This is a genomic window from Amycolatopsis sp. cg9 (genome assembly GCF_041346945.1).
Classification (GTDB): Bacteria; Actinomycetota; Actinomycetes; order Mycobacteriales; family Pseudonocardiaceae; genus Amycolatopsis.
Map to the genome: position 1 here is coordinate 4,264,869 of NZ_CP166850.1, position 20,941 is coordinate 4,285,809.

The window sequence follows — 20,941 nt, forward strand, 5'->3', positions numbered from 1 at the left end:
GCGGTTCATCGCGGGCCCGGGCCGAGCTGACCGCGCTGGGCGGCTTCCAGGAGACGGTCCCGTAGATCGCGCGCGTGCCGCCGGCTGACCGGTACGTCGCCGGCCTCCGTGTGCGCCAGCAGTCCGCCCGCCGAATCGCTGCGCAGCTCCAGCACCGCTCCCACCGCGAGCAGGAACCCCCGGTGCACCCGGCTGAACCCGAATCCCTCCCAGTACTCCTCGAGCCGCGAAATCGGCATCCGCACCAGGTGCACGCCGCCGCGGGTGTGCAGCCGGACGTAGTCGCCGTGGGCTTCCACGAACAACACGTCGTCGCGGCGGACGTAGCGGGTGCGGCCGCCGGACTCCACCGGCAGGGCGGCCATCGCGTCCGGTGTCGAACGCGAAGACGGCGTCGCCATCCGAAGCACCTTCGCCAGTGCCGCCGAAAGGCGCTCCGCCCGGACCGGCTTCAGCAGGTAGTCGACGGCGCCGATGCCGTACGCCGCCACCGCGTGGCCGTCGTGGGCCGTGACGAACACGATCACCGGGGGCTCGTTCAACCGCGCCAGCAGCGAAGCGAGTTCGAGGCCGTCGAGACCCGGCATCGAGATGTCGAGGAACACCGCGTCGAACCGGTCCGCCTGAAGCAGTTTCAACGCCTTCAGCGCGTCACCGGCTCCGACGACTTCGCCGACCTCGGGGGCTTCGCCCAACATGCGGCACAGTTCGTCCAGCGCGGGCGGCAGGTCGTCGACGGCGAGCACGCGAAGCGAAGTCACGGCAGCACCCCCGGCTGGAACCGCGGCACCCGCACGACCACCCGGGTGCCCGCGCCGACCTCGGTCTCCACCGTCAGCCCGTACCAGGCGCCGTAGACGTCCCGCAGCCGACGGTCCACATTGGCCAGTCCGAGGCCGGCCGGGTCGTCGTCGCCCGCGCGGCCGGCGAGGAGGTCCGCCGCGCGCTTCGGGTCCATGCCGACGCCGTCGTCCTCGACGAAGATCACGCAGTCGTTCCCTTCCGCCTGGCCGTGCACCTGGACGAAGCCGGTGCCCGACCGCGGCTCGATGCCGTGCCGGATCGCGTTCTCCACCAACGGTTCCAGCACGAGGTAGGGCACCGCGACGGCGAGGACCTCCGGGGCCACCCGCACCTGTACGCGCAGCCGTTCGCCGAGCACCGCCCGCTGCAGCGCCAGGTACGTCTCGATCGCGCGGAATTCCTCGGCGACCACCGTGTACTCGCCGTGGCGCGCCAGGCTGTAGCGGGTGTAGTCGGCGAAGTCGAGCATGAGATCGCGGGCGCGGTCGGGGTCCGAGCGCACCAGCGACGCGATCACCGTCAGCGCGTTGTAGACGAAGTGCGGGGACATCTCCGCCCGCAGCGCCCGCAGTTCGGCCTGCGCCGCCTGCTCCGCCGACGCCTCCAGCCGCCCGCGCTCCAGCGCCTGGACGACCAGGTCGGCGGCCTGGGCCGCGACCGCGTCCCGGACGTCGCCGACCACCAGCAGCGCCCCGGCGAGCTCGTCGCGGACGTGCAGCGGCAGCACGAGGACATCGGGTGCGGAGCCGGGTTCCTCGGTGTGCAGCACGCCGTCGAGCACCGTCGCGACGACCGCGTCCGGCCCGGGCCGTCCCGACCAGAGCAGCGAACCGGAGAGGTCGGTGAGGCCGAGCCCGGGGAAGCCGAACAGCCGGCGCAGGCCGTGCGCGGCGCGGCGGGCGCGGGTGCCGGACAGGCCGTCGCGCAGGTCGCCGGTGATCCGGCGGGCGGCGGCGAGCACCGGCAGCGGGTCGGCGCGGGACGCCGGGCGCAGGTGCACGGTCATCGGGCCTCCCCTCGGCGGCGGTGTCCAGGGGAACAGATCCTACGGCCACGGTGCCGGCCGGTACCAATCCGACCGCGGCCCCGGCCGAATGGCTTCGCCGCAACGGTTGCGCGGCGCGCGGGGTGGCCGGATCAGTAGCCCGGCTCCTCGCGATCGGCCAGCACCTGGGCGTGGCGGCGGAAGCGGCGCCAGGTCCGGTAGTCGTCGAGCCCGGTGACCTTGGCGGGTTCCGGCAGCCGCACCAGCAGGCCTGCGTCGGCCGGGTAGGGCCGGTCGGGCAGCGAGATCCAGCCCGTCGTGCGGGTCTCCTTCACCGTCACCCGCACCGGCCGGAACGTCGCCGGGTCGAGCCCTTCGCTGTGCCGGACGACCTCGTCGAAGAACCACGCCGACGTGATCAGCCCGAGCACGCCGGGCGACTTCTTGAGCGCTTCCTTCAGCGGCGCCGCGTCCAGGAGCCGGAACGCGTGGTTGATCGCCGGCGCGGTGACGCCGTGGTCGTCGTAGGCCACCTCGCCCGCGTGCAGCGCCATCCGGAGCCGGATCCGGGCGCCGGCGTGGTGGGTCAGGTTGTGCCGGTGCAGCGCGACGGCGAGCGCGTTGGGCAAGTACTCGACGAAGAGCCCTTTCGGGATCTGCGGCGGGGCGAGGACGAAGACGCCGTCGCCGCAGTCCTCGCTCCGGCAGGCCGCCCAGGGGACGCCCGCGTCGTCGAACGCCCGGCGGAGCGCGCGGTACAGTCCGTCGCGCAACGCCAAGCGGTGTGGCGTGGTCCTGCTCCGGTCGCCGTAGCCCTCGACGTCCACGGCGAAGATCGTCCGGTGCACGGCCGATCGTTCGTAGTTCATCGCACCCTCCCTGCGATCATGCATGTGTAAATGCATGTGCAGATGAGTGTGACGGGGGACACTCGTCCGGGGGAACGGGTCGTGCGGTGAGCGGTTGCCCCACCGCGGTAACCGGCAGTGACCGATCACCGGGGGCGAAACCGCTGGTCAGGGCCCTGTGAGCGGTGCGCACACCCCACGCAGAGCCCTGACGGACGGATGATCAGCAGGACTGCTTGTAGAAGTACTGGGCGTTGGCGTCCATGTCCGCCTTGGTGATCGAGTGCAGCTGCGCGGTCAGGTTCCGCGTCACCGGCTTGCCCTCGATCGCCGCCACGGCCTGCTGCACGCCCTGGGTGCCGATCGACGCCGGGTCCTGGGCGATCAGGGCCTGGTACTGGCCGTTCTTCAGGCCCTCGACCTCGGACGGGCTGGCGTCGAAGCCGATCAGGTTCACCGCGCCGACCTTGCCCGCGTTGCGGAGACCGGTCGCCGCGCCCTCACCCGTGTTGAGGTTGGTCGCGAAGACGCCGATGAGGTCCGGCGTCGACGACAGGGCCGCCGTCACCTTCGACGCCGCCTGGTCGGGCTCGTTCTGGGTGAACTGGACCCCGATCGACTTGAGGTTCGGGGTGTTCTTCAGCTCGTCCTCGAAGCCCTTCGCGCGGGCCGCCGTGGTCGACGTGCCGGCGATCGTGTCGAGCACCAGCACCGAGCCGCTCTTGCCGGCGGCCAGCTTGGCCATCGTCTGCGCCGCGAGCTTGCCGCCCGCGGCGTTGTCGGAGGAAACGGACGACACGGCGACACCGGTGTCCTTCAGCGACGTGTCGACCTCGACGATCTTCGCGCCGCGGTTCTTGACCTGCTGGATCGGCGCGAGCATCGCCGTGTCGTCGGTCGGGGCGATGAGCAGCCCGGCCGGCGGGTTCGAGCCGAGCGCGTTGACGAGCTGGGTCTGCATGGCCGCGTCGAACTTCTGCGGGGCCTGTGTGGTCAGCTCGTAGCCGAGCTTCTTCGCTTCGGCCTCCGCGCCGCACTGCAGCGAGATGTAGAACGGTTCGGCCTGCACGCCCGGGATGAGCGCGAGCTTCTTGGAGCCGGACGGCTGGGCGGAGTCACCGGACCCGCTCTGCCCGACCGTGCCGGACCCGCACGCGGTGAGCAGCGCCGCGGCGGAGACCACGGCACCCATGGCGGTGAGAGTCTTGGTCAGCTTCATAAGCACCTCTTTGTACTCAGGGGGATTCAGCGGGAGTTGCGGCGACGGCGGCGCCGCTGGTCGAACCAGACGGCCGCGATGAGGACCGCGCCGACGGCGATCATCTGCCAGAAGTCCTGGACGTGGGTGATGTTGAAGCCCTTCTTCAGCACCGCCGGGATGAACACGCCGATCACCGTGCCCAGCACCGTGCCGACGCCGCCGAAGAGGCTCGTCCCGCCCATCACGACCGCGGCGATCGCGTTGAGGTTGTCGGTGGTGTGCGCCGAGATCGTGGTCGACGCGTAGTACGCCAGCGAGAGGAACCCGGCGATCCCGGCCAGGAACCCCGTCAGCGTGTACACCTTCAGCAGGTGCGCGGTGACGCCGATGCCGGCCCGGCGCGCGCCCTCGGCGTTGGAGCCGACCGCGTAGGTGTAGCGGCCGAACTTCGTGGTGTGCAGCAGCCACGCGCCGATCAGCGTGATCACGACGGCGACGATGACCAGGTTCGGCACGATGCCGAACGAGGTGCCGTAGCCGAGGGTCTGGTTGAGCGCGACCGGCACGCTGCGCACGTCCGACCCGTTGTTGAGCAGGTAGGCCGCGCCGAGCGCCGCGCCCATCGTGCCGAGGGTGACGATCAGCGGCGGGATCCCCGCCACGGCGATGAGGAACCCGTTGAGCAGGCCCCAGAGGGTGCCGGCGACGACCGCGGCGACCAGCCCGACGGTGATGACGCCCCAGCCGGCGTTCGACGCGTTGCCGCCGGACATCGCCTCCATCACCTTGCCGGCGACCATGCCGGCGAAGATGAGCACCGAGCCGACGGACAGGTCGATGCCGGAGGTGATGATCACGAACGTCATCCCGACCGACAGCACCAGCAGCACGGCGGTCTCGATGAGCAGCGTCTGGAACGTGAACAGCGTCGGGAACTCGCCGGGGGCGATCGCGCTGAAGACGATGATCAGCGCCAGCAGCACCAGCGCGATCCAGAACGTGTTGGCGCCGACCAGCCGCTTGCCCAGCGGCCGCTTGCCGAAGCCGGCTTCGGGCGTTTCCTGGATGTCCTTCGTGGGCGCGCTCACGCGGCCTCCTCCTGCACGAGCGCCCCGGTCATCGCGGCGACGAGGTCCTCGAGCTTCGTGTCCGCCCCGGCGAACCGGGCGACGCGCTTGCCGAGCCGCAGCACCTCGACGCGGTCGGCGACCGACAGCACCTCGGGCATGTTGTGGCTGATCAGCACGACGGCGATGCCCTTGTCGCGCACCTTCTTGATGACGTCGAGGACGCGCTCGCGCTGCACGACGCCCAGTGCCGCGGTCGGCTCGTCCATGAAGACGACCTTCGACGCCCACACGACCGACCGCGCGACGGCGACGCTCTGGCGCTGCCCGCCGGACAGCGAGCCGATCGGGACGTCGGTGCTCTGCAGCGTCACGCCGAGGCGCTGGAACTCCTCGACGGCCTGGCGCCGCATCTCGGCCTTGTCGAGCATCCCCAGCTTGCCGAGGATGCCCTTGCGGTGGATTTCGCGGCCCAGGAACAGGTTCGCCGCGGGGTCGAGCTCGGGTGCGACGGCGAGGTCCTGGTAGACGGTCTCGATGCCGAGCCGGCGCGCGGTGGTCGGCGAGTCGAAGTGCGCTTCGGCGCCGTCGAGGAGGATCTTGCCCGAGGTCGGCTGTTCCGCGCCGGAGAGGCACTTGACCAAAGTGGACTTGCCGGCGCCGTTGTCGCCGATCAGCGCCGTCACCTCACCCGCGCGGGCCTGGAAAGACGCGCCGCGCAGGGCTTCGACGGAGCCGTAGTGCTTGGTCAGGTCGACCGCTTCCAGGAGGATTTCGCTCATCCGTTCCTCTCTTCCGGCGCCGGCGGGCGGCAGCGGATCGCCGTCGCCGTGCCGGACAGCTCGGTCTGGCCGGCGTCGAACGGGACGACGTAGGTGTCGCCCTTCGCCAGCGCGTACTCGCCGCCGTGCTCGGTGCGCAGGGTGCCTTCGCCGTCGAGTACGACCAGGACCGCGAACGACGGGTCCGATGACAACGTTGTCGCCTTGTCGGTGCGCAGCTGCTCGGCTCGGAAGAAGCGCTCCGAACCGGTGGCCAGCAGGTCGACCGTGGCCGCGGTGTCGCCGGCGGTGCGCTTGATGATGGTGTCCAGGCGCTCGGCGTCCCAGCCCGAGGTGTCCAGCGCCTCGATCGCCGTGTCGAAGCCCAGGCCGAGGTGGCCCTTTTCGGGCGAGGCCAGGAAATCACGCCACTCGATGGTCAGCGAGAAGTCCGTCGGCTGCTGCAGTTCGACGACGAACACGCCCTCGCCGATCGCGTGCGGCAGGCCCGCCGGGATGTAGACGGTGTCGCCCGCGGTGACCGGGACGCTGTTCAGCGCGCCCAGCATCGACGGCACGTCCTGCTCCCGCGTCCACTCGGACACGGTGTCCTTCGACAGCGTCTCCTTGAAGCCGGGGTAGACGCGCGGGTCGTCGCCGTAGGTGCCGACCACGATCCACGCCTCGGTCTTGCCGAAGTGCGAGTCGAAGTGCCGCTTCGCGAACGCGTCGTCCGGGTGGAAGTGCACGGGCAGCCGCTGGCCCGCGTCGAGCAGCTTCACCAGCAGCCCGGTCGACGTCCCGAGCGCCTCGACGTGCTTGGTGCCGAGCCACGCCGGGGCGTCGCGCTCGACGGCGTCGCGCAGCCACGCGCCGTCCGGGAGGCGGGTGAGGCCGTTGGTGTCCTGGCCGAACATGGTGCTCACCGACGCGACCCAGTCCTCCGGGCCGAACTTCTTGTCGGACGAGGCGCCCCGCAGCGCCGCGATGGCGTCGCCGCCGCGGTAGAACTGCGGCGGCTGGTTGGCGGCGAGCCGGATCGGTTCGAGGGTCACGGGGCGACCTCACCGGAACCACGGGCGACGAGATGCACGGGCAGGACTACCTTTCTGGGCGGGGACTGGTCTCCTTGGACACGCGCGAACAGCAGCTCCGCGGCGGCGTGGCCGAGCGCGCTCACGTCGTGCGCGATCACGGTGACCGGCGGGTCGAGCAGGTCCGCCAGCTCGAAGTCGTCGAAGCCGACCATCGCCGGCCGGTGCTCGGCGTGGGCCAGCGCGCGCAGCACGTGCACGGCCACCCGGTTGTTGCCGGCGATCACCGCGGTGGCCGCGTCCGGCCCGGCCAGCAGGCGTTTCACCACGTCGCCGATGTACTCCGGCGTCGGCGTGCGCATGGAGACGAGCGACTCGTCGTAGGAGATGCCGTTGCGCACGCAGCCTTCGCGGAAGCCGCGCAGGCGCTCCGCCGCGGTGAAGATGTCCGGGCTGTCGCCGAGGAACGCGATCCGCCGGTGGCCGTGCTTCGCCAGGTGGGTGACGGCTTCGATGGTGCCGCCGAGGTTGTCGACCAGCACCGTGTCGGCGACGATGTCGCCGGCCGGGCGGTCGATGAACACCACCGGCGTGCCCGCCCGCATCTCCGGCACGAGGTAGCCGTGCTGCAGACCGGCCGGCACGACGAGGATGCCGTCCACCCGTCGCGCGCAGAACTCGAGGACGAGCTCGCGCTCGCGGTCGGAGTTCTCCTCGGACGAGCCGGTGAGCACCTGGCGCCCGAACGACGTCGCGATGCGCTCGACCGCGCGGTTCAGCTCGGAGTAGAAGGGGTTGCCGACGTCCTCGACGATCAGCCCGATGGTGCCGGTGGTCGACCCGCGGCGCAGGTTGCGCGCGCCCAGGTTGCGCCGGAACCCCAGCTGCTCGATGGCCGCCATGACCCGCTCGGCGGTGTCCGGGTGCACCGCCGGTTCGTCGTTGACCACGCGCGAGACGGTCTTGATGCTGACGCCCGCCAGCCTGGCCACGTCGCTCATCGTGGCCCGCCTGCTCGCGGTGCGCGTGCTGCCGTCCCGGTCCCGGCCGGGTGGAGACAACGTTGTCATAGTGACCGGGATTGAACGCCACGACCCCGCGGCTTGTCAACGCCTGCTGCGTGGATTGTGCCGATTCGGCTACCGACGTCGTAGGGCAGACGGCTGATCATGCTGTCCCGAAGTGGACAGGTCTTGACGAGCCCCCTTGACGACTTGGTGAGAGGCTGCCCAAGGTGACCCGGTTCGACCGACTGCGCGACAAGGTTGTCATGACACCGTTTCTGGTCGCGCTGATGAGGTGAGAGGCGATGGCGATGGCGCGAGCGCGCTTCAGAGCCGGTTTGGCTTTCCTGACATTGGCGGTGACCGCAGCGGTGGCTCCCGCTGTCCCCGCCGCGGCGGCCCAGGCGACGGACTTCGCGAAGTGGGTCAACCCCTTCGTGGGCACCCGTCCGGGTGGCGCCGACCACGGCACCGGGGGCGGGGCCGGCAACACGTTCCCGGGCGCGGTCGCGCCGTTCGGCATGGTCCAGTGGAGTCCCGACACGGTGAAGTCCCAGCCCGGCGGGTACTTCTACGACGACAACGCCCTCACCGGGTTCAGCCTCACGCACCTTTCGGGCGCGGGCTGTTCGACCTATGAGGACATCCCGTTCATCCCTTATGTCGGTGAAGTGACGACCTCCCCGGCGACCGACCCGTCCCACTACACGTCGAAGTTCTCGCACGCCAACGAACACGCGACCGCGGGCGCCTACGACGTCACCCTCGACAGCGGCGCGAAGGTCGAGCTCAGCGCGACCCAGCGCACCGGCTCCGCGCGGCTGACCTACCCGGCGGGCGCGTCCTCGACGCTGCTGGTCAACACGTCCGGCTCGGTCAACGGCACCGACGACGCGTCGATCACCATCGGCAAGGACACCATCAGCGGCTGGGCCACGAGCGGCCGCTTCTGCGGCGCGCAGAACAGCTACCGCGTCTACTTCTCGGCCAAGTTCGACACGCCGTTCGCGTCGATCGGCACCTGGAAGAACGGCGCCGTGACGCCGAACAAGGCCGCGGAAACCGGCGGGGCCAAGGCGAAGGTCGCGCAGCCCAACGGGGTGAACGCGTCGATCGCGCGCACCACGACCGCCAAGCAGCAGAACACCACCGTCTCCGGGCCGGGCAGCGGCGGGTACGTCACCTTCGCCAACCTCAACGGCGCCCAGGTGAACGTCCAGGTCGGACTGTCCTTCGTGTCCGTGGACGGCGCGAAAGCGAACCTGAAGGCGGAGAACACCGGCAAGTCGTTCGACACCGTCGCGGCGGGTGCGCGCAAGGCGTGGAACGCCCAGCTGGGCAAGATCGCGGTCACCGGTGGCTCCGACGCCGACCTGACGACGTTCTACACCTCGCTCTACCACTCGCTGATCCAGCCGAACGTCTTCTCCGATGTGGATGGTCAGTACACCGGCTTCGACGGGCGGGTGCACAAGGCCGACAAGGGCCACGCGATGTACACGAACTTCTCCGGCTGGGACATCTACCGCTCGGAGATCCCGCTGCTGGCGACGATCGCGCCGCACGAGACGTCGGACATCGTCCGGTCGATGATGGCCTACGCCGAGCAGGGCGGGTCGTGGGACCGCTGGACGGTCGCCAACGACTACACCGGCGTCATGAACGGCGACCCGTACCACATCATCGTGTCCAGCGCGTACGCGTTCGGCGCGCGTGACTTCGACGCCCAGAAGGCGTTGCTGCTCATGATCAAGGGCGCCACCCAGCCGACGCAGGGCTACACCGAGCGGCCGGGCCTCGACGACTACCAGAAGCTGGGGTACGTCCCGGGCGCCGGCGCGGACACGCTCGAGTACACCAGCGCCGACTTCTCCATCGCCCAGTTCGCGAAGCGGCTCGGCGACAGCGCGACGTACACGACGTTCATGAAGCGCGCGCAGAACTGGCAGAACCTCTACAACCCCGGTACCGGGCACCTGCAGCCGCGCAACGCGGACGGCTCGTTCGCCGGCACCTACGACCCCGCCAGCTCGCAGGGCTGGGTCGAGGGCAACGGCGCGCAGTACGAGTGGATGGTGCCCTACGACCTCGGCGGCGTCGTGACGGCGTTCGGCGGGAACACCGCGACCCAGTCCCGGTTGGACACCTTCTTCACCGACCTGAACGCGGGCACGCAGGAGCCGTACGCGTTCATGGGCAACGAGCCGAACTCCAACGCGCCGTACGTGTATTCGTACGCGGGCGCGCCGGCCAAGACCCAGTCGATCGTGCGCCGCTCGATGGACGAGCTGTACAACCCGCGTCCGGAAGGCCTGATCGGCAACGACGACCTCGGCCAGATGTCGGCCTGGTACGTGTGGTCCGCGCTCGGCATCTACCCGGAGATCCCGGGCCGCGCCGAGACGCTGCTCGTCACGCCGCGTTTCGAGCACGCCGTGCTCACCACCGGCGCGGGCAAGAAGGTCACCGTCAACGCGCCGGGCACCGGCGACTACGTGGGCAGCCTGAAGGTCAACGGCGGCGCGGCCGCGAAGGCGTGGCTGCCGGAGGCGCTGATCTCCAGTGGCGGCACGCTCGACTACACGCGCTCCGCCACGGCGACCGCGTGGGGCAGCGCGGCGGCCGACGCCCCGCCGTCGTTCCGCGAGCAGGAGAAGCCGAGCCTGTCCTTTGTGGACCCGGCGCGCGCGGTGACGCCCGCGGGGTCGACGTCGAAGGCGTCGGTGGGCGTCCAGGACCTTTCCGGGGTGGCCCGGACCTGGACCTACAGCGCGGGCAGCGTCGACGGGATCACGCTGACCCCGGCGTCGGGCAGCATCGCCGTCCCGGCGGGCGGCAAGGCGCACGCCGACCTGACGGTTTCCGTCCCGGCCGGGCTGGCCGACGGCGCCCGCCGCATCCCGGTGACGTTCTCGTCGCCGGGGCTCGCCTCGACGCAGGCGGTGCTGACGGTGCTGGTGGCCCAGCCGAACAGCTGGCTGGCCACGGTGAACAACGCCGGCATCTCCCCGGACGCGAACTCCGGCGCGGCCAACTTCGACGGCGGCGGCTGGAGCTACTCGGCCGACGCGCTGGCCGCGGCCGGTGCGACCCCGGGCGGCACGGTGACCAGTGACGGCATCAAGTTCACCTGGCCGGCGTTCCCGGCGGGCGACCCGGACAACGTGGTCGCCGGCGGCCAGACGGTGAACGTGTCCGGGTCCGGCCGCCTGGCGCTGCTCGGCTCGGCGTCCAACGGCAACGCGTCCGGCACGCTGACGGTGACCTACACCGACGGCACGACGTCCACCGCGACCATCGGGTTCTCCGACTGGACCCTCGGTGGCGGCGGCGCGCAGCCGGCGTTCGGCAACCGGATCGTGCTGTCCACGCCGTATCGCAACGCCGCGGGCAGCGACCCGCAGCAGATCCGCACGATGGTGTTCGGGACGAACCCGATCACCTTGGACGCGGGCAAGACGGTGGCGAGCGTGACGCTCCCGGCCACCGTCAACGGCGGCGCGCTCCACGTGTTCGCCATCGGCATCGGTGCGTAGTGATCCACCCCTGAAAGGCCGCCCGCCTCGCGCGGGCGGCCTTTCGCGGACTTCGGAGGAAGCTCAGTGAAGCGCAAGATCCTGGCGGGCGCGTTGACGCTCGCCGTGGTGGCGACGGGGGTGAGTCCCGTGGTCGCGGAAGCGTCCGGTGGGGACGCCCTCGACGCCGTCAACACGTTCATCGGCACGCAGGACGAGGGCAACACCTTCCCGGGCGCCTCGGCGCCGTTCGGGATGACGCAGGTCAGCCCGATCACCTCGCACTACGCCGGCTACCGCTACACCGACACGGCCATCCGCGGGTTCGGGCACTTCTTCCTGTCCGGCGCGGGCTGCTGGGAACAGGGCGGCCTCGTCTCGACGCTGCCGACGACCGGGGAGATCGGTCCCGGCAAGGCGTTCGACACCACGAAAGCGTCCAGTTTCGACCAGAAGCAGTACGCGTCGCCGTTCACGCACGACGGCGAGGTCGGCAAGCCCGGCTACTACAAGGTCCACCTGACCGGCTACGGCGGCGTCGACGTCGAGACGACGGCGGCCACGCGGGCGGGTGCCGAGCGGTACACCTTCACGAAACCCGGTGACGCCAACGTCTTCGTCAACGTCGGGCAGGCCAACGACAAGGAACCGGTGACGGGCAGCAGCATCCGCGTCGTCGACGACCGGACCGTCGAGGGAACCGTGGAGTCGCAGGCCTTCTGCGGCGGCAAGGCCTACACGACCTACTTCACGACGAAGTTCGACAAGCCGTTCAAGTCCTCGGGCACGTGGTCGCCGACCGGCGGCACGCCGGGTTCGCGCGAGTCGAGTGGCGGCGCGGGCCTGCGCGGTGCGTGGCTGACGTTCGCGGGCGGCGGTCAGGTAACCGCCACCACCGCGATCTCCCAGGTGGACGCGCAGGGCGCGCGGGTGAACCTGGCCGCCGAACGCATCCGGTCGTTCGACGCGGCGAAGGCCGACGTCCAGCGCGCTTGGCGGAAGGAACTGTCCAGTGTGGATATCAAGGGCGGCTCGACCGACGACCGGACGGTCTTCTACACCTCGCTCTACCACGCGCTGCTGCAGCCGCTGACCGCGAACGACGCCGACGGCCGCTACTACGGCTTCGACAAGAAGATCCACCGCGCGACCGGCTGGACCTACTACGACTTCTTCTCGCTGTGGGACACCTACCGCTCCCAGAACCAGCTCCTGGCGCTGCTGCGGCCGAGCCGCGCGAAGGACATCGCCAAGAGCATCCTCGCCATCCACGACCAGGGCGGCTGGCTGCCGCGGTGGGCGTACGCGAGCCAGGAGACGAACACGATGACCGGCGACCCGGTCACCCCGTTCCTGGTGGACCTCTGGCGGTTCGGCGCGCTGTCGGGCGAGGAAACGCGCGCCTACCAGGCGCTGCTGCAGAACTCGACGCGGATCCCGCCCGCGTCGTCGCCGTTCCAGGGCCGTTCCGGCAACGCCAGCTACCAGCAGGACGGGTTCGTCCAGTACGACCCGGACTTCCCCAAGAAGGGGCAGGACACCGACCCGAACCACGGCGCGTCGGCCACCCTGGAGTACGCGCTCGGTGACTGTTCGCTGTCGGTCATGGCCGCAGCGCTCGGCAAGAAGGACGACGCCGCCGCGCTGAAGGAGAAGGGCCGGACCTACCGGACGCTCTGGGACGAAACGCAGACCGACCGCGGCTTCACCGGCTTCTTCCGGCCGAAGGTGGCCGGTGGCGACTGGTTCAGCCCCGCCGACAAGCCGTACAGCCCGCAGAGCCAGGACGGCTTCCACGAGGGCACGGCCTGGCAGTACCAGTGGCTGGTCCAGCAGGACGTTCCCGGGCTCGTCGACCGCATGGGCGGCCCGGCGGCCACCGGGAAGCGCCTCGACGACTTCTTCGCCTACGACGAGCTGGTGAAGAACCCGGCGACGGCGGTCCGCGAGAACTGGGTCGTCGGCCCGTACGACTACTACGACCAGTTCCGCTACAACCCGAACAACGAGCCCGACCTGCACTCGCCGTGGATGTACGCGCTCACCGGCCAGCCGGCGAAGACCTCGACCGTCGTGCGGGCCGCGCACACACTGTTCACCAACGCGCCCAACGGCGTCACCGGGAACGACGACCTCGGCACCATGTCGGCCTGGTACGTCTTCAGCGCGCTGGGGCTCTACCCCGCCGTCCCAGGGACTGGGAACTTCGTGCTCAACGCGCCGCGGTTCGAGAAGTCCGTGCTGCACCTGGAGAACGGGCGCGACATCACGATCAAGGCGCCCGGCGCGGACGGCTCGAAGCTGCAGTACGTCTCGGGGCTGAAGGTCGGTTCGAAGCCCGGTGACAAGGTGTACGTCGGTGTCGACCAGCTCAAGCGCGGCGCGACGCTGGACTTCTCCCTGACTGCTGACGTCGCGAAGGCGACGTGGGGGACTTCGCCGTCCGCGGCACCGGTTTCCCCGTGTTCTGACTAGATAGCGGTGCTCACGAACGTGGTTCGGACCACAGTGGACCACGTTCGTGAGCATCATCACGGGACCCGGTGTTCCGGTGAGGGCCGTCACGCCTCACACTGGGATGAGCACGTCCGACGACGCCGTTGACGTACAAGGCAAGTCCGCCTTGGACGGTGTGTCGGGCGGCTTTTTCATGAACACAGCTCGTGCAGTGACCAACGTGGTGAGACCCCACAGGAGGAAGCAGTGTCCAGCAAGGCCGCTCTAGTGTTCCGCGTGGCCGCAGTAGCCGAAGCCCTTTCCTGGGCGGCGCTGCTTGTCGGGATGTTCCTCAAGTACGTCGTCCACTCTTCCGGTGAGGGCGGCGTGCCCGTCATCGGCATGGTGCACGGCGTGATCTTCGTCCTCTACGTGGTCGTCTCCCTGTCCGTGGCGAAGCCGCTCGGCTGGCGCCCGAAGACGCTGGTCCTCGCCCTGCTCGCGAGCATCCCGCCGCTGTTCACGTGGCTGTTCGAGAAGTGGGCGCTGCGCAACGGCAAGCTCGACGGCCCGCAGCGGCTGTCCCACGGCGGTGTCGGCCTGTTCCAGGTGCAGGAACCCGTCGCCGTCTGATCCCAGGATGTGAGAAAGGCCCGCACCGCCCGGTGCGGGCCTTTTTCGTCATTCCGTGAAGTCGCCCGCGGCCCGGCGCACCTTCGTCAGCAGGTCGGTCAGCTGCTCGGTCTGCCGCTCGGTGAGCCCGGACAGCCCGAAGTCGATCGCCGTCACGGCCTCGGTCGCGGTCTCGCGGCGCTTGCGGCCCTCGTCGGTGATCTCGACGAGCGTCGTGCGCCGGTCCGTCGGGTGCGGCACGCGCTTGACGAGCCCGTCGCGCTCCAGCCGGTCGACTATGTTGGTGACACTGGTGGGGTGCAGCTGGAGCCGCTCGCCCATCACCCGCATCGGCAGGCTGGCGCTGCGGGCGAAGGTGAGCAGCACCAGTGCTTCGTACCGGGCGAAGGTCAGGCCGTGCGGCTTGAGCGCGCCGTCCACCGCGGACTGGATGATCTGCTGGACCCGCATCACCCCGGTCACCGCGGCCATGGTCCCGGAGGGCCCGATCCGGTCCTCCCAGAGCGCGGCCGCGCGGGCGATCGGGTCGAACGGCAGCGGACGGTTCATGACACGCGAAGTTACCAGCGGGTACCGGCGCGTGTCCCACGACCGGCGGAAAGAGCACCGAAGAAGGGACTTCCGACCATGATCGTCGCGTTCAGCGTGAGCCCGTCCGGCGGGGAGCCCGACGGCGGAGTCAGCGAAGCCGTGGCTCGCGCCGTCAAGGTGGTCCGCGACTCCGGGCTGCCCAACTCGACCAACGCGATGTTCACGAACATCGAGGGCGAGTGGGACGAGGTGATGGCCGTCGTGAAGCGCGCGGTGGAAGCCGCGGGGGAGGGCTCGGCGCGCGTCGGGCTCGTCCTGAAAGCGGACATCCGGCCGGGCTTCGAAGGCCAGCTGGAGGCCAAGGTGGAACGCGTGGAAGCCCGCCTCCGCGAGTCGTGAGTCCCAAGCACCCCAATGTGGCGTTCGCTGCGCTGGACGCACCGAACGCCACATTGGGTGCGCTGGACGCAACCAACGCCACATTGGGGCGCGCGGGTCAGGGGAGCGGCGGGGTGAAGGCGACCGTCCAGCGGCCGTCTTCGCTCGTCACCGTCAAGGGGTAGCTGAACGGCTTGCCGTCTCCGAGCGTGCCCGTCACCGTGGCGCGCGACGGGGTGGCGGCGTCCGGCCCCAGCGCCACCCGCACGTCGTGGACGCCGTGGTCGGTCAGCACCGCGACGTAGTCCTTCGCGAAGTCGCCGCCGCCGGAGCCGGGGTAGTCGAGCAGGTCGGCCAAGGCGTCCGCGTCGTGCCCGGAAAGCGCCGTGGCCAGGCGGTCACCCAGCTCGGCGGGGGAAGCCGCGCCCGGGTCCGGCTCGTGCACGATGAGCAGCGTCACCGCGCCGATCCACGCGACGGCGGCGGCGATCGAGAGTCCCACCTTCACGTCACGCCGGATGTGCACCCGGCCGAGCCTGCCCCAGCGACGCCGTCCTGCCAAGCGGACCGGCCGGGGCACCCGGTGAAACCGTCCGGCGCGCGTGCCAGGATGGAAGCGTGACACAGCCACGCGGATCTGCAGCGAAGTCAGCGGCCTTGTCCGCCGCCCTGTCCGGCGCGGTCGACCTGTCCGCGCTCAAGGCGCGCGCCGACGCGGCGCAGCGGCAGCCGGCCCCGCAGGCCGGCCCGCCCGGCGGCGACGGCCCGCCGGCGCCCGTCTCGACCGACGCCGTGATCGATGTCACCGAGGCCACCTTCCAGACCGAGGTCGTGGAGCGGTCCCTGCGCCAGCTGGTGATCGTCGACCTGTGGGCCGAGTGGTGCGGCCCGTGCAAGCAGCTGTCCCCGGTGCTCGAGCGGCTGGCCGCCGAGTCCGCCGGCGCGTGGGTCGTGGCGAAGGTCGACGTCGACGCCAACCCGCGGATCGCGCAGCTGTTCGGCGCGCAGTCGATCCCGACGATCGTCGCCATCGGCGGCGGCCAGCCGGTCGACGCGTTCTCCGGCGCGCTGCCCGAGCCGGAGATCCGCAAGTGGATCAACGCGCTCCTGGACGCCCTGCGCGACAAGCTGCCGTCGATCCGCGAGGCGGAGGCCAACGGCGGCGGCCCGGTCGAGGAGCCCGAAGACCCCCGCTTCACCGAGGCGGAAGAGGCCTTCGAGCGCGGCGACTTCGCCGCGGCCCAGGCGGCCTACGAGCGCATCCTCGACGTCGAACCGGCCAACGAGCTGGCGAAGAACGCCCTGGCCCAGGTCAAGTTCACCGCCCGCGCGGAGAGCGCGGACCCGGAGGCCCCCGCGAAAGCCGACGCCGACCCGTCCGACCTGGCGGCCCAGCTCGACGCGGCCGACCTGGAGATCGCGGCGAACGACGTCGAGGCGGGCTTCAAGCGCCTGATCGACGCGGTCCGCCGCACGGCGGGGGAGGACCGGAACAAGGTCCGCGAGCACCTGGTGGCCCTGTTCGACCTCTTCGACCCGGCCGACGACCGGGTAATGAAGGCCCGCCGCGACCTGGCCAGCGCCCTCTTCTAGAGCTCACGGAAAAGGCCCCCACCGGGCGGTGGGGGCCTTTTTCACGCCTTCGCTCAGCCGTACTGCTTCGAGCAGACCGACGAACCTTCGAGATAGCCCTTCCGCAGCGACTCGACGCGGTCGAAACCGCTGTCCGGGCGCTTCCCGTTGACGTCCGCCGACACCAGGCTCTCCGGCTGCAGCAGGTCCGCGATGGCCTCGTCGAGGTCACCGGCCGACAGCCGCAGGTCGCCCGGCCGGTTCGTGAACGCCGCCCACGCGCCCACCAGGCACGCCGTGCGCAGGCCCGCGTTCGCGTTGTCGATCGACGCGCCGACGCCCTTCTGGATGCCGAGCGCGTACCGCGAAGCGACTTCCGAGAACGCCGCGAAGTCGCCCATGCCGCCCGGGTCCTCGCCCTTCATCTCGGCCTCGCGGTCGATCGGCTGGGCCAGCTCCGCCAGCTTCGCCAGGTCGATGCTCACCGTGTTGTCGCCGGGGCAGTACGACGCCGGCGGCGTGGTCTGGCAGCTGCCGCCGTCGGTGATCTCCGGCGCGGCGACGCCGGCGCCCTTGAAAGCCTCGTCGAGGCTCTTCTTCAGCAGCTCGACGGCCTGGTCGTTGAACTTCGCGTCGCCCTTGCCCTTGTCGCCCTTGTCGAACGGGCGCTCGGTCAGCCGGGCCTTGACGTTCTCGTTGTTCATCGCCGCGCACTCCTTCGGGCCCTTCTCGAACCCGGCCTGGAACGCGTACGTGCGGTCGAACGCCGTGCCGTGGGCGCCGCGGTCGGCGGCGCTGGTGCCCGCCTGGTCGCGGATCAGGAACATCGACGCCATCACCTGGTTCAGGCCCTCGGACGTCGACACCCGGTAGAACTTGCTCTTGTCCTCGGCGACCCAGCGGAAGTAGCCGCCGGCGAAGCAGTCGGCCTGCTGCTCCTTGACCACGGTCGGGGTGCTCTTGGTGATCCCCGCCTTGTCGCCGAGCCGGTACTGGACGGCGTGGCCGAACTCGTGCGCGAGCACGACGACCACCGACATCGGCCCGAACCGCTGGCGCAGCATCGGCAGCAGCACGCCGCGGTCCCACGCCACCGAGTCGTCGACCGGGCAGTAGAACGCGTTCACGAGCTTCTTGACGCTGCCGCAGCCGGTCTCTTCGGTGTCGGTCTGCGCGTCGTAGGACAGCAGCGACTTCACCGGCTCGAACTGCTGGCCGAAGTCGGCCTGCAGGTGCTCGCCCCAGTACGTCTGGACGTCGGCGATGGCGGCGGTGGCGAGCTTGTCGTCCTCGCCGCCGTCGGCGTTGCGGACGTCGAGGTCCGGCGATGGCGCGTCCGGCTTGAGGCCGCTTTCGAAGTGCGTCACCGGCAGCCCGGACACCGAACCGGCGCCGTTGTCCTGGACCGGCCCGCTCCCCGAGCTGCCCTTGTCGTTGCACCCGCTCACGGCCACGGCCGCGACGGCGAGCAACGCGACCAGCGCGCGCCGTCCTCCCCCTGGGATCATCTGTTCACTCGCTCTCGTACCCACCCGTACCCGACGGGCAGGACCATACCCAGGGCTTACGCGGAGCGTGCACGTTATCCCCGAACTACTCCCCCGCGCACCGCCGCCCGCGGCCCGATATCGTCGCATTCCATGCGTGCAGTCCGCCGGTTCACCGTTCGCGCCAGCCTCCCGGAGTCCCTGTCCGGCCTCGGCGCGCTGGCCACCAACCTGCGCTGGACGTGGCACCCGCCGACGCGCGACCTGTTCGCGTCGATGGACGCCGAGCTGTTCAACGCCGTGCGCGACCCGCTGCGGATGCTGACCGCGCTGCCGCCGGCCCGGCTCGACGAGCTGGCCGTCGACGACGACTTCCTCGCACGCGCCCGCGCCGCGGCCGAGGACCTGGAGCGGTACCTGGACGAGCCGCGCTGGTACCAGCAGCGCGACGACGCCGACCTGCCACCGGCGGTCGCCTACTTCTCGATGGAGTTCGGCGTCACCGAGGCCCTCCCGAACTACTCCGGCGGCCTCGGGGTGCTGGCCGGCGACCACCTCAAGGCCGCGTCCGACCTGGGCGTGCCGATGGTCGGCGTCGGCCTGCTCTACCGCAACGGCTACTTCCGTCAGTCGCTGTCGCTCGACGGCTGGCAGGTCGAGCACTACCCGGTGATCGACCCGAACGCGTTCCCCCTCGAACTGCTGACCGCGGGCGGGCGGCCGGTGCTGATCGGCGTCGCGATGCCGGGCGGGCGCGAGCTGTGCGCGCAGATCTGGCAGGCCCGCGTCGGCCGGGTCCCGCTGCTGCTGCTCGACACCGACGTCGAGGCCAACGACGAGGACCTGCGCGGCGTCACCGACCGCCTCTACGGCGGCGACGCCGACCACCGGCTGCGGCAGGAGATCCTGGCCGGCATCGGCGGGTTCCGCGCGGTGCGGAAGTACTGCGAGCTGACCGGCCACCCGCAGCCGATGGTGTTCCACACGAACGAAGGCCACGCGGGTTTCCTGGGGCTGGAGCGGGCGCGCGAGATCGTCCAGGCCGACGGCCTCGCGTTCGACGAAGCCATGCCCGCGGTCCGGGCCGGGACGCTGTTCACCACGCACACCCCGGTCAGCGCGGGCATCGACCGGTTCCCGGTGGACCTGGTGCAGCGCTACTTCAACGACGGCAGGCTCGTCCCGGACATCGACCCGCGGCGCGTGCTCGCGCTCGGCGCCGAGGACAACCCCGGGCTGTTCAACATGGCGCACATGGGCCTGCGGCTGGCGCAGCGGGCGAACGGCGTCTCGCAGCTGCACGGGCGCGTCACGCGGCGGATGTTCTCCCGGCTGTGGCCCGGCTTCGACCACGACGAGGTGCCGATCTCGTCGGTGACCAACGGCGTCCACGGCCCGACGTGGGTGGCGCGCGAGCTGAGCACGCTGCTCGGCCGCGAATGGGGCCTCGACGTCGGTGAGGGGCCGCTGCGCGACGGCGTCTCGGACGCCCAGCTGTGGGCGCTGCGGCGCGAGCTGCGCGAGAAGCTGGTGCACGAGGTGCGGCGCCGGGTGCGCGCGGCGTGGCTGCAGCGCGGCGCGTCCCCGCTGGAGCTCGGCTGGGTGGACTCGGTCTTCGACCCGGACGTGCTCACGGTCGGGTTCGCCCGCCGCGTCCCGACGTACAAGCGGCTGACGTTGATGCTGCGCGACCCCGAGCGCCTGCGCACGCTGCTGCTCAACGAGGACCGCCCCCTCCAGGTCGTCGTGGCCGGCAAGTCGCACCCGGCCGACGAGAACGGCAAGCAGCTGATCCAGCAGATCGTCCGGTTCGTCGACGGCGCGGACGTGCGGCACCGGATCGTGTTCCTCCCGGACTACGACATGTCGATGGCGCGGTACCTCTACCGCGGCTGCGACGTCTGGCTGAACAACCCGGTGCGCCCGCTGGAGGCGTGCGGGACGTCGGGCATGAAGTCGGCGCTCAACGGCGGCCTGAACCTCTCCATCCGCGACGGCTGGTGGGACGAGTGCTACGACGGCAGCAACGGCTGGGCGATCCCGACCGCGGACGGCGTCACCGACCCCCTGCGCCGCGACGACCTCGAGGCGGCGGCGCTGTACGAGCTGCTCGGCCAGCAGATCGCGCCGTTGTTCTACGACCGCTCCGGCGAAGGCGGCGTGCCCACCGGCTGGCTGTCGATGGTGTGGCACACGCTGGAGACGCTGGGCCCGCGGGTCCAGGCGTCCCGCATGGTCCGCGAGTACGTCGACAACGGCTACCTCCCGGCCGCCCGCATGGTGGCCACGGCCACCGGCGACGGCTACCGCGGCGCGCTGTCGCTGGCGGACTACCGCACGAAGCTCGAGGTCTCCTGGCCCCGGCTGCGCATCTTCGACTCCGAGCTCCTGGTGGAGCAGACCGAGCCGCTGGTGGTCGGCACCGAGGTGACCATCCGCGCCCGCATCGACCTGGCCGGCCTCGACCCGTCCGAAGTGGACATCCAGGCGGTGGTCGGCCAGGTCGGCGACGACGACGAACTCCGCGACGCGGTCACGGTCCCGATGACGGAGGACGGCATCGGCGCCTTCGCGGCGAGGTTGAAGCTGCCGAGGCCGGGGTCGATCGGGTACACGGTGCGGGTGCTGCCTAAGCACGGGCTGCTGGCGACGCCGGCGGAACTGGCCCGGGTCGTCCTGGCCTGA

The 20,941-nt window shown here is 70.8% G+C and carries 17 protein-coding genes; 6 read left to right on the plus strand and 11 right to left on the minus strand.

The genetic code is table 11. From position 1 onward, the window contains the following. Nucleotides 1-5: 5 nt before the first annotated feature. The 8 genes from AB5J73_RS20485 to AB5J73_RS20520 all read right to left on the minus strand — a co-directional run bounded on the left by AB5J73_RS20485 (nucleotide 6) and on the right by AB5J73_RS20520 (nucleotide 7,701). Complete coding sequence (locus AB5J73_RS20485) at nucleotides 6-761, minus strand: LytR/AlgR family response regulator transcription factor (RefSeq protein WP_370971286.1); 756 nt, start codon at nucleotides 759-761, stop codon at nucleotides 6-8. Beyond that, on the minus strand, nucleotides 758-1,810 hold the full coding sequence (locus AB5J73_RS20490) for a sensor histidine kinase (protein WP_370971287.1): 1,053 nt from the start codon (nucleotides 1,808-1,810) through the stop codon (nucleotides 758-760). The genes AB5J73_RS20485 and AB5J73_RS20490 overlap by 4 nt, the downstream gene beginning before the upstream one ends. 131 nt (nucleotides 1,811-1,941) lie before the next feature. Beyond that, nucleotides 1,942-2,658 (minus strand): hypothetical protein, encoded by a 717-nt coding sequence (locus tag AB5J73_RS20495; protein ID WP_370971288.1) that lies wholly within the window; start codon nucleotides 2,656-2,658, stop codon nucleotides 1,942-1,944. Between the two features lie 202 nt (nucleotides 2,659-2,860). After that, nucleotides 2,861-3,856, minus strand: a complete 996-nt coding sequence (locus tag AB5J73_RS20500; RefSeq protein ID WP_370971289.1) for an ABC transporter substrate-binding protein — start codon at nucleotides 3,854-3,856, stop codon at nucleotides 2,861-2,863. 26 nt (nucleotides 3,857-3,882) lie between these two features. Further along, nucleotides 3,883-4,926: an ABC transporter permease gene (locus AB5J73_RS20505; protein WP_370971291.1), complete on the minus strand. Its 1,044-nt coding sequence runs from the start codon at nucleotides 4,924-4,926 to the stop codon at nucleotides 3,883-3,885. Continuing rightward, nucleotides 4,923-5,687, minus strand: coding sequence for an ATP-binding cassette domain-containing protein (locus AB5J73_RS20510; RefSeq protein ID WP_370971293.1), 765 nt, complete (start codon nucleotides 5,685-5,687; stop codon nucleotides 4,923-4,925). Before AB5J73_RS20510 ends, AB5J73_RS20505 begins: the two co-directional genes overlap by 4 nt. Next, on the minus strand, nucleotides 5,684-6,721 hold the full coding sequence (locus AB5J73_RS20515; protein ID WP_370971295.1) for a class I mannose-6-phosphate isomerase: 1,038 nt from the start codon (nucleotides 6,719-6,721) through the stop codon (nucleotides 5,684-5,686). Before AB5J73_RS20515 ends, AB5J73_RS20510 begins: the two co-directional genes overlap by 4 nt. Next, entirely contained in the window at nucleotides 6,718-7,701 is a 984-nt protein-coding gene (locus AB5J73_RS20520) for a LacI family DNA-binding transcriptional regulator (protein ID WP_370971297.1), read from the minus strand. The genes AB5J73_RS20515 and AB5J73_RS20520 overlap by 4 nt, the downstream gene beginning before the upstream one ends. A 314-nt stretch (nucleotides 7,702-8,015) precedes the next feature. Here AB5J73_RS20520 and AB5J73_RS20525 point away from each other — a divergent pair, with 314 nt between their 5' ends. From AB5J73_RS20525 to AB5J73_RS20535, 3 genes are all read left to right on the plus strand, one after another. Further along, nucleotides 8,016-11,240 (plus strand): GH92 family glycosyl hydrolase, encoded by a 3,225-nt coding sequence (locus AB5J73_RS20525; protein ID WP_370973251.1) that lies wholly within the window; start codon nucleotides 8,016-8,018, stop codon nucleotides 11,238-11,240. Between the two features lie 66 nt (nucleotides 11,241-11,306). Further along, on the plus strand, nucleotides 11,307-13,694 hold the full coding sequence (locus AB5J73_RS20530; protein ID WP_370971298.1) for a GH92 family glycosyl hydrolase: 2,388 nt from the start codon (nucleotides 11,307-11,309) through the stop codon (nucleotides 13,692-13,694). Between the two features lie 228 nt (nucleotides 13,695-13,922). Continuing rightward, entirely contained in the window at nucleotides 13,923-14,288 is a 366-nt protein-coding gene (locus tag AB5J73_RS20535) for a DUF3817 domain-containing protein (protein ID WP_285999236.1), read from the plus strand. 48 nt (nucleotides 14,289-14,336) lie between these two features. On the opposite strand, the gene AB5J73_RS20540 is transcribed toward AB5J73_RS20535, so the two are convergent. Continuing rightward, nucleotides 14,337-14,837: a MarR family winged helix-turn-helix transcriptional regulator gene (locus tag AB5J73_RS20540; RefSeq protein WP_370971299.1), complete on the minus strand. Its 501-nt coding sequence runs from the start codon at nucleotides 14,835-14,837 to the stop codon at nucleotides 14,337-14,339. A gap of 78 nt (nucleotides 14,838-14,915) precedes the next feature. On the opposite strand from AB5J73_RS20540, the gene AB5J73_RS20545 reads away from it, so the two are divergent. After that, the gene (locus AB5J73_RS20545) at nucleotides 14,916-15,218 is read left to right on the plus strand and encodes an MTH1187 family thiamine-binding protein (RefSeq protein ID WP_370971301.1); all 303 of its coding nucleotides are present in this window, start codon (nucleotides 14,916-14,918) and stop codon (nucleotides 15,216-15,218) included. Between the two features lie 97 nt (nucleotides 15,219-15,315). Here the strand turns inward: AB5J73_RS20545 and AB5J73_RS20550 are convergent, their stop codons facing one another. Then, nucleotides 15,316-15,723, minus strand: a complete 408-nt coding sequence (locus tag AB5J73_RS20550) for a hypothetical protein (protein WP_370971303.1) — start codon at nucleotides 15,721-15,723, stop codon at nucleotides 15,316-15,318. Nucleotides 15,724-15,815: 92 nt separating this feature from the next. Here AB5J73_RS20550 and AB5J73_RS20555 point away from each other — a divergent pair, with 92 nt between their 5' ends. Next, on the plus strand, nucleotides 15,816-16,790 hold the full coding sequence (locus tag AB5J73_RS20555; RefSeq protein ID WP_370971304.1) for a tetratricopeptide repeat protein: 975 nt from the start codon (nucleotides 15,816-15,818) through the stop codon (nucleotides 16,788-16,790). A 53-nt stretch (nucleotides 16,791-16,843) separates the two neighbouring features. Here the strand turns inward: AB5J73_RS20555 and AB5J73_RS20560 are convergent, their stop codons facing one another. Further along, on the minus strand, nucleotides 16,844-18,277 hold the full coding sequence (locus AB5J73_RS20560; protein WP_370971306.1) for a neutral zinc metallopeptidase: 1,434 nt from the start codon (nucleotides 18,275-18,277) through the stop codon (nucleotides 16,844-16,846). Between the two features lie 132 nt (nucleotides 18,278-18,409). Between AB5J73_RS20560 and glgP the strand changes: the two genes are divergently transcribed. Continuing rightward, nucleotides 18,410-20,941, plus strand: a complete 2,532-nt coding sequence (glgP, locus tag AB5J73_RS20565) for an alpha-glucan family phosphorylase (RefSeq protein WP_370971307.1) — start codon at nucleotides 18,410-18,412, stop codon at nucleotides 20,939-20,941.

What these genes read in the sequence shown, in the direction of transcription:
- AB5J73_RS20545 (WP_370971301.1), top strand. Translation starts at nt 14,916, where the DNA reads ATGATCGTCGCGTTCAGCGTGAGCCCGTCCGGCGGGGAGCCCGACGGC.
- glgP (WP_370971307.1), top strand. Translation starts at nt 18,410, where the DNA reads ATGCGTGCAGTCCGCCGGTTCACCGTTCGCGCCAGCCTCCCGGAGTCC.
- AB5J73_RS20510 (WP_370971293.1), bottom strand. Translation starts at nt 5,687, where the DNA reads ATGAGCGAAATCCTCCTGGAAGCGGTCGACCTGACCAAGCACTACGGC.
- AB5J73_RS20490 (WP_370971287.1), bottom strand. Translation starts at nt 1,810, where the DNA reads ATGACCGTGCACCTGCGCCCGGCGTCCCGCGCCGACCCGCTGCCGGTG.
- AB5J73_RS20495 (WP_370971288.1), bottom strand. Translation starts at nt 2,658, where the DNA reads ATGAACTACGAACGATCGGCCGTGCACCGGACGATCTTCGCCGTGGAC.
- AB5J73_RS20540 (WP_370971299.1), bottom strand. Translation starts at nt 14,837, where the DNA reads ATGAACCGTCCGCTGCCGTTCGACCCGATCGCCCGCGCGGCCGCGCTC.
- AB5J73_RS20520 (WP_370971297.1), bottom strand. Translation starts at nt 7,701, where the DNA reads ATGAGCGACGTGGCCAGGCTGGCGGGCGTCAGCATCAAGACCGTCTCG.
- AB5J73_RS20525 (WP_370973251.1), top strand. Translation starts at nt 8,016, where the DNA reads ATGGCGCGAGCGCGCTTCAGAGCCGGTTTGGCTTTCCTGACATTGGCG.
- AB5J73_RS20500 (WP_370971289.1), bottom strand. Translation starts at nt 3,856, where the DNA reads ATGAAGCTGACCAAGACTCTCACCGCCATGGGTGCCGTGGTCTCCGCC.
- AB5J73_RS20560 (WP_370971306.1), bottom strand. Translation starts at nt 18,277, where the DNA reads ATGATCCCAGGGGGAGGACGGCGCGCGCTGGTCGCGTTGCTCGCCGTC.